This window comes from Paraburkholderia sp. GAS448 (assembly GCF_050435685.1).
In the GTDB taxonomy this organism is placed as follows: domain Bacteria; phylum Pseudomonadota; class Gammaproteobacteria; order Burkholderiales; family Burkholderiaceae; genus Paraburkholderia.
Window position 1 is genome coordinate 117,216 of record NZ_JBNDKT010000003.1, and the last position, 14,096, is coordinate 131,311.

Consider the following 14,096-nt stretch of genomic DNA (forward strand, 5'->3'; position numbering starts at 1 on the left):
TCAGTATTTAACGGAGCACGGTGGTCTGCGACGATCGACGGCCAATTGCAGCAGTTCGCTCTCGTCGGCGCGTGGTCATTCGACCGGCGATTCAGCTTTGGTAAGAGACATTGAGACGGCCGAGCGTCGAGCGGCAGAGAAGGGTCGCATGCTGCCGATCGCGGTAGCTGTTCGCTGCCTGACGCGTGTTTTCTCAGAGGTGGAGGGCGATGGAGAAGTTGGCCCCCTGCCATGTTTGGCTTGCAGTCCAGAAGAAGGTGAATGTAAGAGACGACCCCGCTTGGGCTGCTTGCGTGGGCAGGTCGACGTAGTAGATGGCGACCGCGGTGGCGGCGGCTGTCGTGTCCTGCCATGTGTTCCAGTTATCGATCGACCAGCGCAGACGGAAAGGTGCGTCCAGAGGAATGCGAACTGTCTTGCCCGCCGCCATCGATGGTAACTGACGATCGAAGTTCCAGACCTCGAGCGTGCTCGTAGCGCGCGGAGTCCCGCCCGCCGTCGGCTGGTAGCGGTTAGCGACTACATCCAGCCGGTCGAAGACACGATTATCCGAAACGGATCGAACAAGCTTGATATATTCGGCGTGCGCCCATGCCAGGGGCATGGCAGAGCCGGTCGGTCCTCCGGTGACGAACGGAGTGTTCGGCAGATTGGGCATATCCCACACTTGCTCCGGAAGCAAACCGCGCGAGCCAGCGAACGCCTCAAGATACTGAATGTAGGGTTTGGGGTCGTTGCCAGCGGTCAGTTCGTAATGGCCGCGTTCGCCGGTGAGCAATGGCCAAGGGCGGCCTACACCGAAGGAGCAGCCAACGTACCAGTCCTGACCAAGATCCCCCTGACCATAACCGTCGTGGTTGTACCGGTAGAAACCAGGCCCCTGCGGCAGGCCTTTCTTGATGATCGCATCGACAACCTTGACGGAATTGACAATGACAGGATCGTCCGCGCCGCGCACGCCATATCGCACCAGTTCCAGAAAGCCCGCGTCCACGACGTCTCGTGCGCTGTACGTCTGATTCCAAAGGGTCACCTGGACAACGTTGGGATCTTCCGGAAAATCGAAGTCTCTTGCGCCGCCCTTGACGTGCGTCGGCAAAATCCGGACGTAGTGTTGCGAAACGTCTGGCAGTAGTGTGCCTTGTGTGGTGACGCACCATGCCTCGAGATGCGCCTCAAGGAAGTCAGCGTATTCGAGCAGAAATTGAGCCGTAGTCGGGTCCGCCCATTTATCGGCGGCGCAAACTAGCGCTGCTATGTTCGATGCGAGAGTCGATGGCGAATAACCTTCGAGCTCTTCCCATCGCTCCTGCTGGGTCATCGGGCCATTTATGATCAGCGCCCTGGTGGCAGCCAGCACCATCCCCGTCGGGTCGAACTGTTGGAGCAAACCGGCCTGGCTCAGGTGATAGGCCAGGATGACAGGAAACGAATATTCATCAAGCTGCGAGCAGTCCCCTGGCCACGGCTGGCCGTCGATGAAGAACTTCTGGTGGAAGCTGCCATCCGCCGACTGGGAGGAGGCCAGAAACATGAGCCCTCGCAACGGCGCATCTTCTTCGCCCGCGGCAAGGAGCGCGATTGCGCTCTGGCACATATCACGCGGCCAAACCATGTGATAGCCGCAAGCCAGGTCCGTGATCGTCTGCCCCCACGGAATGCTTAACGAGGCCACTAGCGCTCCGTCAGCCGCTTTGTCTTCATGTGCGAGCAGGATGTTCCGACTTTTATTGAAAAGCGAATCACCGTCGCCGGTGGTCCCTGGTTTCGGCACGAACGGCTTGGGAACTGCTGCTTTCCAGCCCTGGTTAAATGCCTGCAGATGGCTGTAAGTGCGAGCCGGTCCGTCAAAAGGATACGATAGCGCCTCGGAGATGGCGGTCAGCGCGTTGTTGGGGGAGGTCTGAGTTATCGGGGTTGCTTCATCGATGCAGAACGCCAGTGCCAGTACAAATTCATTTTGCCCAGGTGCGCGTTTGATCTCCGCCGTCAAAGCGACGTATCCGCCCTTGGCCGAATCGTAATTCCAGACCGGCAACCGTTTGTTGGCGATGATATCGGTCCAGCCGTCGTTGACACCCACGAATCCGCAGCTGGTCATCCCAAAGCCGCAGTCTGCTCCCAAGGCCAGCCAATAATTTGCGCGCGTAGCCACCAACCGATCCCCATTTGGGGTGCTTACGCGGTAGGCAGCGTTTTCGGCTCCGTATCCCGCCATATGAGGCGCCAGAAGCGCATAGACGTGTAGCTTATCCAGGAAAGATTGGGCTCCCTGCAATGTCGTACGAACTAACAGGCAAGATGCACCCGGTTCAGCGATCACGTCCTGCACGACCCTGTAGGGCTGTCCGGTAGCCTGGGAGGTCAGCTGGAAGGACAGGGCTTTTGGCTCCGGAAATGTGCACTGGTATGTGAAATCCTTCTGCGTATCGTGAAAGAAGGTCAACCCGTCGGTGATGATGAGCTGAAAGTCACGTACTTGCGGGGTGTCAACGTCTGGAAAGTAAATTTCGGTGAGGATGCCCCCTGCGGTCGTGTACCACACCTGGCTGGACAAGGAGTGCGCGGTGCCGATGGCATCCTTGTCCGCGCGGCTCCAATTGAGCGGATTACCTGGCGCGCCGGGAGCCGGGTTGGATTGAAGCAGGTTTGCCATGGCGTTTCACCCCATTATTTCACTACCGTTATAGGGCGCAGAAATAGCGAATGCGAGCTTCTTTGACTGGAGGCGGCGTATGCTTTGCTCGTAATGACGCTTGGCGGGGCATGCAAGCCACACAGGCCAGCGCGCTTTGCCGGGAAATGGGCATGAAGCTATGGCTGGGTTGACGTACGTTATCCGCATTGCCAGCGGCGAAGCGGAGGGTTGGCGACCGGTGCGGACTTCGCTCCCCGTCGCACACGTCGAGGAGAAGGCCGACGCAGCCATTGGATCTCGAGGTTTCATAGCCGTGCTCGACTCGCTGATGGCCAACGTTGCCATGACCGCGACTTCACGTACGTTTGCTTGCGCAGCCGCGATGCGAACCACGGCGAGCAAAGTCTTGGTTCATGTCGGACCGGGGCCGGCCATAAACGGTCTTTCGAATGTGCCTTCGCGAGGTACGAAAAGGCCGTCAATGCCGATCTGGTGGGGCCAACTGGGCGATATCAGTAGGGCGGGCTAGTGGACGGAAAAAACCACGGCGCACCGTGTGCATTCGTTGAAAAGGAGACCCGTGGGGCGGTCTTCAGCCCACGCTGCAAGGGATCAGCGCTGCGCTGCAATGCGACGCGCGGTTGCTGCGCGCTAAGTCCGAGGAGGTCCGTAGTGGCTCCGGGGGCTTCTCACTTGGGATGCGACTGCTTGCATTGCGATTCGAACCAATGGTCGACCTGGCGCTGCGCCGCGTGTAGATTCGCTGGGTAGTGTGGGTCGTCGTGCCATGGTGATGGGTTGTAGCCCGCTTTCCTCAGGGCCGAAAGCTCGCTTTTGTTTTGCGACTTCGTCCGAGGCGCGTTGCTCCTAATCGCGGCCAGGTCACGGCACTCCGTTGGGCTCAGATGTGGCCCGCTTTGTGGCACGCCGGCGGCATATCCAGTCAGCAGGAACGCCAACGCAGCAAGCGTCGAGCAGTTTCTCGTGAGGTTTTCCATAGCGCATCTCCACGCGTCCGATTGGAGCAACGCGAGCGGTGCGATGCCGCCGGTCGCGCGTGACTTCCGCGTTTATTTTGCCTTAGTCCAGTCACCGGAAGAAGGCCACTGTACAAAGAGAAGAAAGTCAGGCGCCAGCGCCTCGAATGACCATCGCACTTCCGAAAAGAGAAATACGCCCACCGGTTGTCGAGCGTCCGAGAAGGGTCGAAGAACGAAACCGCTCACGTCAGACGGAGCACCAATCGAACGTGTCGATGCAAGCCGAGGCATTTGATAGCGCCCTGTCGCCAGGTTGTGTCGAACCGTTTTGTTCCTTCACAGCTGGAGTGTCAGCCTTCGCGCGCTGCCCCGGCGGCGAGGCTGATGCAATCGGCCAACTGGCTCGCCGCCGCCTGCCGGCTATGACGGGGCCGCTCCACCAGTCCGATCTCGCGATAGAACGTATCGTCCCCGAGGTCGAGCGCGGCGACGCGCTTCGGCAGTCTGCCGAGCCCCGCGGTCCGCGGAATGAGCGCGACACCCAGACCGCGCGCGACCAGTTGCACGATGCCCTGCAATTCATCGAGTTCGATCGCGTCGCGAACCGTGAGGCGCATGCGTCGCAGAAAGCGGTCGACCAGGCGGCCGCCGAACGATCTGCGGTCATAGCGGATGAAAGGCTCGGAGCCAAGCAGTTCCCGCCAGGGCTTGCGTGCCAGCGCTGCCGGCACGAGCAGCGCAAAAGGTTCGGTCACGAGCGTGCGCCATTCGAGATCGGACGGCAGCGCGAAGGGCGGCTTGATGATGACGGCGATATCGATTTCGCCCGCGTCCACCTGCCCAAGCAGATTCAGCGATACACCCGGCACGACACGTATGCGCCATCCCGGCAGCTCGTGGCGAAAACCTTCGAGCGCGTCCACCAGAAACGAAACCTGCGCGGAAGCGATCGCCCCAACGTTGAGCATGCCGCTCTCTTCGGCGATGCCACCGTGCTCGCTGAGCCGCGCGTAGACCGTCATGAGTTCTTCGGCCACCGCCAGGGTCTCGCGCCCGGCCGGGTTCAGCGTGGCGGAGCGGCCCGTTCGATCGAACAGCGCGAAGCCGAGATGCTCTTCAAGGCGCTGCATCTGCGCGCTCACGGCCGATTGGGTCAGACCGATGCGCGCGCCGGCGCCCGCAAAGGTGCCGTGGTGCGCCACGGCGATGAAGGTCTTCAGTTCGCGAAGCATCGCTGATTCATCAAATTTCGTTGGGGTGAGATCCAGAATATATCGTTTTTCAGCAATTTATTTCATGCTTAGACTGGGCTCCGCTGACCTTATTCATCACTTTTCCGGACCTGTCATCATGAGCGAAACCCCCGCCGTCATTCCGCCGTTCCACCTGGCATTCCCCGTCCACAGCCTGGCCGCTGCCCGCGAGTTCTATGGCGAACTGCTCGGCTGTCCCGAAGGGCGCAGTTCGGATGCCTGGGTGGATTTCAACTTCTACGGGCACCAGATCGTGGCTCATCTCGCGCCTGAGGAGGCCGGCCATCGTGGAACCAGCGCCGTCGACGGCGATGCCGTGCCGGTGCGCCACTTTGGCGCCGTCCTGTCGATGGCGCAGTGGCAGGCGCTGGCGGACAGGCTCAAGGCCGCAGGGATCGGATTCATCATCGAGCCGCACATCCGTTTCAAGGGCGAAGTCGGCGAACAGGCCACGATGTTCTTCCTCGATCCGTCGGGCAACGCCGTCGAGATCAAGGCGTTTGCCGATATGGCGTCGCTCTTCGCGAAGTAATGGACAGGTTATAAACGCAACTAACGGTCTATCCTGACGCCTCTCTTCGAGGTCGTGCGGTGGTGCGCCACGAAGCCGGGCGAGCAGGGCAGGCGCCACGGCGTAAGCGTAGGCAGTGATGCGCTCCTGCGGGGAGCGATAGCCTCGCCGACGTGGACAACGAGAGAACACTGGCGTTGCCGTCACGTTACGCGGGTGAAACGTTTACGCACGCTCGATCGATTCGTCGAAACGGTCTCGTCCAGAGGGCGCGCGTATGAGGCGCGCGCCTGCTTGCTCGTAGGCGCGCATGCGTCGCCTGGTACGGAACATGCGTTGGTATGGGAACTGCCAAAACACTCGACGTCCCGGTCAACGCGTACCCATGCAAGTAAATGACGACCACGAGAATGCTCCGGCATACCAAAGTGCCGCAGCTATTCCGTTTACCGATCTCGAACGGCGGGTCTCGCTGGGACTTGCCTCGGGCGAGTTTCATCTGGCGTTTCAGGGTATCTACCAGATCAGCACCGGCGGCCTGTCGCGCATCGAAGCGCTCATTCGCTGGATGCATCCTGACTACGGCCTGCTGTTGCCGGAGTCGTTCCTTGTCGTGCTGAAAAACCCGCAGGTCGCGCTGGAACTGACCTGGTTCGTGATCGACAGTGCGTGCTGCCAGCTGGGCCGCGCGCTGCGCGAAGGGCAGGCTGTGTGTCCGGTCGCCATCAACGTGCCCCCAACAGTCGCCGCTTACGAGCACTTTCCCAAGGAATTCGAGCGTATCGCGCGCTCACACGGCGTCTCGATGGACCTGCTCGAAATCGAACTCGCCGAAACGGAAGACGCCGCAAAAATCCTGGCGACGAAATCACTGACGAAACCGCTGCGCCAGTCCGGTATCAGTCTCGCGATCGACGACTTCGGCACCGGCTATTCGTCGCTCGCGCTCCTGAGTGCCTTCGATGTCGACACGGTCAAACTCGCGCGCGAGCTGCTTGGGGCAGCGCCTGGTTGCCACCGTGCGGAGACCGTCGTGTCGGGGATTCTGTCGTTGCTCGAAGGGCTCGACGTGTTCATCGTGGTCGAAGGCGTCGAAACCGCGGCGCAGGCGCAGTGGCTCGCACAGTGGCCGAACGTGCTCGTGCAGGGATACTACTTCTCGCGTCCGATGCGCGAGCTGTCGCGCGTTCCCGGGCACGTGGCCAGCTTGGTGTGAAGCCGTTGCTCGCCACACCTAGAGGTCGAGTTGCAGCCGCACCGGCTCACCGTCCTCCGCTTCGGCAGGAACCGCACAGCAGATGAGCGCTTCGTCGTTCGCCACGTGGGTCGCGGGCGCCACGGGATACGCGACGGCACCTTCGAGAATGCGCGTCCTGCAGGTTCCACAACTGCCGCCGCGGCAACTGAATTCCGGCGCCAGGCCACGCGACTCGGCGAGTTCGAGTAGCGTTCCCGAACCGGGTGCCCAGTGCGCGTCCTTTCCCGACTTCACAAATGCGACTGGAACGGGCTTGCTGGCAGGCAGACGCGCCGGCTCGACCGGTGCGCCGGCGTCGCGCGTGCGCCGCAGCGAGGCGGGGCCGAACGCCTCCGCGTGGATGCGCGCGTCCGCGACGTTCAATCCGCGCAGTCCGTCATACAGGTTCTGCATGAACGCCGACGGGCCGCACAGGTAGAAGTCGTAGTCATCGAACGGCAGCGCCTGCTTGAGCAGCGCTAGATCGACGTGGCCGGCCACCTCGTAGTCGCGATCCTCGATCGCACCCTCGGTCTGGCTCAGGACGCGAAGCACGTGAATCGCGCCGTCGGCCATGTTCATGAGCGCGGCGATCTCTTTATCGAAAGCACGCTCCGGGAGGCTACGGGCCGCCTGGATCAGCCAGGTCGGACGGATCCTGCGCGTGCGGATTCCTTCGTGGACGATATGACGCAACATGGCCAGCATCGGCGTGATCCCGACGCCCGCTGCGAGCAGCACGGCAGGCCTGCGTTCGGCCGGATCGATCGTGAAGTCGCCGGCCGGGCCGCGCGCCTCGATCGTGTCGCCGACATGCAGCGTGTCGTGCAGATGCCGCGAGACGCTTCCCTCGCGTTTGACGCTGATGCGATAGACCCGGTCGGAGGGCGCGACCGAAAGCGTGTAGGTGCGCAGCACCGGCCTGTCGCCGCCGGGCAGCGTGACGCGCACGGGCAGATGCTGGCCCGCCGCGTGCGGCACCAGTCCGGCGTCCTCTGTCGCTTCGAGATGGAAGGAGCGGATGGTGCTGCTTTCGTCGACGACCTTCGTCACCCGCAGCGCACGCCATGCATTCGCTGTCGCGGCAGCTTTTAGCCGCCTGGCTGCCTCGTCCCAGCTACCCGTCATCAGCGAGTTCGGCGAGGCGCCGTCGCGTCTCGTCACCCAGCGCAGCGGCAGCGCGCCACGGCGAAACACCGCTCGCCGGGTGCGGAAGCGCCACAGTCGTTCAGCGCCCTGAAACGCGGCGATTTCCGGTGAATCGAGCACAACTTCGGCGTCGCCTGTCAGTTGCAGCAGATCGCCGCTGTCGAAGTCCGGGAAGACGAGGCCTGCCTTCGGATTCACCAGAATGTTGCCGAGCGTGTTGAAGAACAGATTGCCAGCGAAATCGGGAATCGTCAGCACACCGTCGTCGCCGATGCGCACAAAGCCCGCTTTGCCGCCGCGATGCGAGACGTCGATCTGGCGGCCCGCGCCATCGTCACGGTCGACGTACGAGGCGACAAAGAACGAATCGGCCGCGCCGATCACCGTGCGGGCGCGTTCATCGAGGCTGTCTGCGTATTCCGGTTCGTACGCCGACGCCGTGGCGGGGTTGCGGGTGAACTCGAAGTCGCGCAACTGGATGTATTGCGGGCAGTTGCCATAGCTCTGGACGACGCGCAGATCGAATGATTCCGGCCCGTCGCGGCGGATTACTCCGTTCAGCCGGTTGCGTCGCCGCGTGATGAGATCGATGCCGAGGAGAGCAACCGCATCGCCGTCCTCCATGCCGCTATCGGCCGGGTCTGCCGTATCGCGTGCGCTGCCGAGGCGCAGGCTGCGCGGATCGTCTGAATGCAGAAAACCCGGCTGACCCGCGCGCAGTGTGGCCCACACGTCGCCGGCCCGATCGACCGAGCCGAGCACGACGTAGGCGAGCAGCGGATAGAACTTGCGATGCTGCTCCGGCATATGGTCGCGGACCACGCGGCGGCCCACCTCGTCCATGCGTTTGTCGACGCCGACCTTCTTCTGGAGCGTCAGTTCGCCGGCATGCCAGGGCGGCGCGGGTTGGATGGGTGCAACATCAGTCATGACGACGGCTCCGGGATGTGTGGCAGCGATTGCAGTCTAGGGCACGCGGTCGCCGGTTTGAATCCGTCGCGGGGAGAATTCAGCATTCGCGAAACGCGAAGAGTGGGGGGCAGAGCGGATTGAGGCAGGCCGCGATCAGTTCAGCGACGTATTCGCCTGCAGCCGTTCGATCGCAAGATCGAGGAAGGTTCGTACTTTTCTGGTCACGTGCCGTCCTTCCCGATGAAGCACGTGGATCGGCAGGGGCGGCGGTTCGAAGTCGACCAGCACCACCTTCAACGTGCCTTCGCCCAGCTGTTGCGCGACCTGATACGACAGAAGCTGTGTCAGCCCCAGACCGGCGACGACGGCGCTGATCGCCGAATCGTTGGTCGTCGTGGTCATTCTCGGTTTGACGCGCACCGACTGCCTGCGCTCGTCGGTGCCGAAACGCCATTCTGACAACGCAGACACGCCGCTTGCCGACACGATTTCGTGCTGGGCCAGCTCGTCAGGCGTCTCGGGAATGCCATGGCGCTCGAGATAGGCCGGCGACGCGCACACCACCCGGCGAACCCGGCCGACGCGCACCGCCTGCATCGACGAGTCGGGCAACTCGCCGAGGCGAATGGCGACGTCGATACCTTCGTCGACGATATTGACGATGCGATCCAGAAACCAGCAGCTGATGTCGACTTCGCTATAGCGCCCGAGATACTCGGTGACGATCGGCGTGACATACATCTTGCCGAACAGCATCGACGACGTGATCGACAGCAGCCCGCGAGGGTTGCCGTGCATGCTGGTGGCAGACTGCTCGGCTTCCTCGATATCGGCAAGGATCCGGCGGCAGCGCTCGGCGTATTCGGCGCCGGTGTCGGTGACGCGCACCATGCGGGTCGTGCGCGTGAGGAGCCGCACGCCCATGGCGTCTTCCAGCTCGCCCACCATGCGCGTGACGACCGAAGGCGAGACCTTCAGCTTGCGAGCCGCCGACGCGAAGCCGCCCGTGTCGAGCACGGTCAGAAATGCGGTCATGGCTTGCAGGCGGTCCATACGGCTCGTGTGGGTTCGCGTCGAAGGCGCCGGACGGCGCCGATGCGAAGGATATAGCAGGGTGCCGCCGCAGGCGCAATGCGGTGCTGCATCAGGAAAGTCCGCGGGTGGCTTCGTGCTACGATTTTCCGACCGCAGCGCAATACCGGAGAGCGGAGAGCCCCGTGACAAAGGACGAATTGTGGAAGCAGTGGGACACCGAAGGGACGCCCGCCGCGCGAGCGCATATCGAGTCCGACAGATCCAGTCCCGAATCCCGCGACTGGACCCGCGAATGGATGTACCGGAAGCAGGAGACGCAGCAGGCGACGGAGGACGACGAGCGGCGCCAGCTCTCGTACCGCGCGCTCGCTGCGTCGGAGCATTCGAGCCAGGAGGCGCGCGAGGCGGCGCTGGCGTCGCAACGGTCGGCAGACGTGGCGCGCAGATCCGCCTTCTGGACCATGGTCGCCGCACTCGTTTCGCTGCTCGGCATCCTCGTGAATGCCGCCGTCAATCTCGGCTGGCTGGACTGGGCAAGGCACGTTGCGGGCTGATTTTTCGAGGTGATTTTTTCGACGGCATGCAAGGCGAAAGCAGGCCCAAAGCCACTAACGACACCACCATGAATCAGGATTCAGCCGCCCGGTTCGACCGGGAGTTCGCGCCGCGCATCGCCGCCGTGATTGCGGGTCTGTTCGAGCAGCACGTTCACGTCGAAGTCGTGCCGTACGCGGGCACGGGGCATCCCACGCGGGTAACCCTGACCGGCGCCAGGCTCGGGAGCCCGCACGGCTATGTGCATCCGCTCAACGTGTCGCTGACCTGGGATAGCGACGCGATCAACGGACTGATGCAGCCGGATGGCGAGGCGCGCTTTGCCCGCTATCTGGGCGCCATCCCACGCAAGCTGCAGAACTGGGAGGGCGGGCGCCCGGTCGATTTCGGCTCGCGTGCGCAGGCAGAACCGTCCATACTAATTGGCGGCCTCGATTTCGAGGCATGACGCCCTATTTGTCTGCCCGTTTGGCTGGGGCGACCGCCGTGCTACGATTTTGAGGTCAGGACGATGGAGGTGGTTATGGCTACGTACGCAATCGATGCCGTACGCATCAACCCTGCTAACGACCGCGTGACGCACGTGCGCTGGGCGCTCGTTAACCCGAAGACGCACGAGTGGCTGTCCTCGCAGGAGATCGTGGAGGTGGCTGACGTGGTCGCCGCCCTCCGCACAGGCAACACCGTCTGGTCTCTCTTTACGCTCGGCGGCATGCGATTGCTGGGTCCAAAAATCAAGACCGTCTCGCACACGGACGGCCACGACGGGATCGATACCGACGTCCCCGGCGGAAACGTCGAAAAGTTCATCGACGATCTGCCGCGGGTTTGAGCGCCTGGCTTCATCGCGGGCGTAGCCGCCCGCGATGAAGCGTCACGCTGCCGACAGGTCGCGAATGTCGCGGATATCGGCGGTGGGTGTCTGCCCGAAGGCGTCGCTCAACACGTACCCGATCATCTTCGCGGCGCTCGCTTCCGGCGTGGCGAGCTGACCGCTGCGCTTGAGGTCGTCGAACTTCTCGCGCAGCGGAAATTTCTCCGTGCCCGTGCTGCGGATTTCCGCCTGCATGCCCGTATCGACGACACCCGGCGCCAGGCTGCAGATCCGCAGCGCGCGATTATCGTCGAGCGCGACGGCGCGTGCGTGATGATCGAGCGCGGCCTTGGTCGCGCAATAGATGCTCCAGCCCGCATACGCGTTGCGCGCCGCACCGCTCGACAGATGCACGATGCGCCGGTCGCTCGCCTCGACGCTCGCGGCGGCGACGGCAGCGGCCAGCATCAGCGGCGTCGCCACATTCAGGCTGACCGCGTTCGCAATCGCGTCTGCCTGCTGGTCTTCGATCGGACCGATCGGCTGCACCGTGCCCGCGTTGTTGATGAGCAGCACGCGCGCCGCGCCGGCAAGGAAGCCGCGCAGCGCGTCGCCGGCGATCCATGCGGCGACGCGGCCGGTGTCGGCCAGATCGAGTTCCACATCCTTGAACGTCTGCGGGAAACGTTTCGCCAGCACCGGATTCAGCGAGCGCGACACGCCGAGTACTTCGATGCCCTGGTCGAGCAGCTGTCCGGCGAGCGCGGCGCTGAGGCCGCGCGTGTGGCCGGTGACGATGGCGCGGGTGAGGGGAGTCGTCGTGGTTACGGTCATGCGCAAGCCTTCTTTGCTTCGAGACGGAATCTGTGCAACAGCGGCTCGGTATAGCCGCTCGGCTGCTCGCGGCCTTCGAACACGAGCGCGCAGGCTGCCTTGAAAGCCAGCGATCTGTCGAAATCAGGCGCCATCGGCGTGTAGTGCGGATCGCCCGCGTTCTGCATATCGACGACCTTCGCCATGCGCTCGAGCGTTTCCTGCACCAGCGCCCGCGTGACGACGCCATGACGCAGCCAGTTCGCGATGTGCTGGCTCGAAATGCGCAGCGTCGCACGGTCTTCCATCAGGCCAATGTTGTTGATGTCCGGCACCTTCGAGCAGCCGACGCCCTGATCGACCCAGCGCACCACGTAGCCGAGAATGCCCTGCGCGTTGTTCTCGACCTCGTGGCGGACTTCGTCGGCCGACCATTGCGCCTTTTCGACGACCGGAATCGTCAGCAGGCCGGCAAGCAGTTCGTCGCGCTGACTCGCGTAGTCGATGCGTTCCATGTCCTGCTGGACCGCCTGCACGTCGACCTGGTGATAGTGCAGCGCGTGCAGCGTCGCGGCGGTCGGCGAGGGCACCCATGCGGTATTCGCTCCGGCCTTCGGATGGGCGATTTTCTGTTCGAGCATCGCGTGCATCAGGTCGGGCATCGCCCACATGCCCTTGCCGATCTGCGCGCGGCCACGCAGGCCCGAACTCAGGCCCGCGAGCACGTTGTTGCGTTCATAGGCCGTGATCCACGCGGACGATTTCATGTCGCCCTTGCGCGTCATCGCGCCGGCTTCCATCGCCGAATGCATTTCGTCGCCGGTGCGGTCGAGAAAGCCCGTGTTGATGAAGGCCACGCGCTCGGCCGCTGCGGCGATGCAGGCCTGCAGGTTCACGCTCGTGCGGCGCTCTTCATCCATGATGCCCATCTTGATCGTGTTGCGCGGCAGGCCGAGCAGCGCTTCGACGCGCGCAAACAGTTCGTTCGCAAACGCCACTTCTGCCGGACCGTGCATCTTCGGCTTGACGATGTAGATCGAGCCGGTGCGCGAATTCAGCTTGCGTTGCAGGTCGTGGATCGCACAGAGCGCCGTGATGACGCCGTCGAGAATGCCTTCGGGAATCTCGTTGCCGTCGCGGTCGAGCACCGCGGGATTGGTCATCAGATGCCCGACGTTGCGCACGAAAAGGAGCGAGCGGCCGTGCAGCCTGAACGCCGAGCCATCGGCGGCGAGGTACTCGCGATCGGCATTCAGCGCGCGCGTGAAGGTCTTGCCGTTCTTCGTGACCTGCTCGGTGAGATCGCCCTTCATGAGGCCGATCCAGTTGCGGTAAAGCTGGACCTTGTCGTCCGCGTCGACGGCCGCGACCGAGTCTTCGCAGTCGATGATCGTGCTCACCGCGGCTTCGAGCAGCACGTCTTTCACGTGTGCAGCGTCGGTCTTGCCGATTGAATCGGTGGCGTCGATCTGGATCTCGAAGTGCAGGCCGTTGTGCTTCAGCAGTACGGCCGAGGGCGCAGCCGCATCGCCCTGGTAGCCGACGAATTGCGCTGGCGTCTTCAGCCCGGTCGAGCCGCTTTTCAGCGCGACGACGAGTTGTCCGCCCTCCACGCTGTAGCGCGTAGCGTCAGTGTGCGAGCCATTGGCAAGCGGTGCGGCCTGATCGAGAAATGCCCGGGCGTAGGCAATCACGCGCGCGCCGCGAACCGGATTGAACGACGCCTGCTTTTCCGCGCCATCCGTTTCCGGGATGGCGTCGGTGCCATACAGCGCGTCATACAGGCTGCCCCAGCGCGCGTTCGCGGCATTGAGCGCATAGCGCTGGTTCGACAGCGGCACGACCAGCTGCGGGCCAGCCTGTTCGGCGATTTCGCGATCGACGTTGGCGGTGCTCGCCTTGACGCTGGCCGGCGCCCGCACGATATAGCCGATGCCTTCGAGAAACGCACGGTACGCACGCAGATCGCGAACCGGGCCTGGGTTCGCGCGATGCCAGTTGTCGAGCTCGATCTGCAGGCGGTCGCGTTCCGCCAGCAACGCACGATTCTTCGGTGCGAGGTCGTGCACGAGTGCGGCAAATCCTTCCCAGAACCTGGCGCTGTCGACGCCGGTCCCCGGAAGGGCTTCGTTTTCAACAAACTGCTTGAGGTTGGCCGCAACCTTCAGGCCGTTTTGGTCGGTCATCTGAGTCATGAAC

The 14,096-nt window shown here is 63.2% G+C and carries 12 protein-coding genes; 5 read left to right on the top strand and 7 right to left on the bottom strand.

Features of this window, described 5'->3' with window-relative positions:
• Window positions 1-193: 193 nt before the first annotated feature.
• The 3 genes from P3T23_RS06990 to P3T23_RS07000 all read right to left on the bottom strand — a co-directional run bounded on the left by P3T23_RS06990 (window position 194) and on the right by P3T23_RS07000 (window position 4,850).
• On the bottom strand, window positions 194-2,656 hold the full coding sequence (locus tag P3T23_RS06990) for a glycoside hydrolase family 15 protein (RefSeq protein WP_429315454.1): 2,463 nt from the start codon (window positions 2,654-2,656) through the stop codon (window positions 194-196).
• Window positions 2,657-3,327: 671 nt separating this feature from the next.
• Window positions 3,328-3,636, bottom strand: a complete 309-nt coding sequence (locus P3T23_RS06995) for a DUF4148 domain-containing protein (protein WP_429315455.1) — start codon at window positions 3,634-3,636, stop codon at window positions 3,328-3,330.
• 332 nt (window positions 3,637-3,968) lie between these two features.
• On the bottom strand, window positions 3,969-4,850 hold the full coding sequence (locus P3T23_RS07000; protein ID WP_429315456.1) for a LysR family transcriptional regulator: 882 nt from the start codon (window positions 4,848-4,850) through the stop codon (window positions 3,969-3,971).
• A 118-nt stretch (window positions 4,851-4,968) separates the two neighbouring features.
• Here P3T23_RS07000 and P3T23_RS07005 point away from each other — a divergent pair, with 118 nt between their 5' ends.
• Complete coding sequence (locus tag P3T23_RS07005; RefSeq protein ID WP_429315457.1) at window positions 4,969-5,403, top strand: VOC family protein; 435 nt, start codon at window positions 4,969-4,971, stop codon at window positions 5,401-5,403.
• 364 nt (window positions 5,404-5,767) lie between these two features.
• A complete protein-coding gene (locus P3T23_RS07010) occupies window positions 5,768-6,598 on the top strand; it encodes an EAL domain-containing protein (RefSeq protein WP_429315458.1) in 831 nt (276 codons plus the stop codon).
• Between the two features lie 18 nt (window positions 6,599-6,616).
• On the opposite strand, the gene P3T23_RS07015 is transcribed toward P3T23_RS07010, so the two are convergent.
• Window positions 6,617-8,698, bottom strand: a complete 2,082-nt coding sequence (locus P3T23_RS07015; RefSeq protein WP_429315459.1) for a pyridoxamine 5'-phosphate oxidase family protein — start codon at window positions 8,696-8,698, stop codon at window positions 6,617-6,619.
• 135 nt (window positions 8,699-8,833) lie between these two features.
• Window positions 8,834-9,733 carry a LysR family transcriptional regulator gene (locus P3T23_RS07020; protein ID WP_429315460.1) on the bottom strand — a complete coding sequence of 300 codons (900 nt, stop codon included), beginning with the start codon at window positions 9,731-9,733 and terminating at the stop codon, window positions 8,834-8,836.
• A 164-nt stretch (window positions 9,734-9,897) separates the two neighbouring features.
• On the opposite strand from P3T23_RS07020, the gene P3T23_RS07025 reads away from it, so the two are divergent.
• The 3 genes from P3T23_RS07025 to P3T23_RS07035 all read left to right on the top strand — a co-directional run bounded on the left by P3T23_RS07025 (window position 9,898) and on the right by P3T23_RS07035 (window position 11,102).
• Entirely contained in the window at window positions 9,898-10,269 is a 372-nt protein-coding gene (locus P3T23_RS07025) for a hypothetical protein (protein WP_429315461.1), read from the top strand.
• A gap of 68 nt (window positions 10,270-10,337) precedes the next feature.
• Window positions 10,338-10,718, top strand: a complete 381-nt coding sequence (locus P3T23_RS07030; protein ID WP_429315462.1) for a DUF5594 family protein — start codon at window positions 10,338-10,340, stop codon at window positions 10,716-10,718.
• 75 nt (window positions 10,719-10,793) lie between these two features.
• Window positions 10,794-11,102, top strand: coding sequence for a hypothetical protein (locus P3T23_RS07035; RefSeq protein WP_429315463.1), 309 nt, complete (start codon window positions 10,794-10,796; stop codon window positions 11,100-11,102).
• Between the two features lie 42 nt (window positions 11,103-11,144).
• Here the strand turns inward: P3T23_RS07035 and P3T23_RS07040 are convergent, their stop codons facing one another.
• On the bottom strand, window positions 11,145-11,918 hold the full coding sequence (locus tag P3T23_RS07040) for an SDR family oxidoreductase (RefSeq protein ID WP_429315464.1): 774 nt from the start codon (window positions 11,916-11,918) through the stop codon (window positions 11,145-11,147).
• On the bottom strand, window positions 11,915-14,092 hold the full coding sequence (locus P3T23_RS07045) for a malate synthase G (protein WP_429315465.1): 2,178 nt from the start codon (window positions 14,090-14,092) through the stop codon (window positions 11,915-11,917). Before P3T23_RS07045 ends, P3T23_RS07040 begins: the two co-directional genes overlap by 4 nt.
• Between the last annotated feature and the right edge of the window lie 4 nt (window positions 14,093-14,096).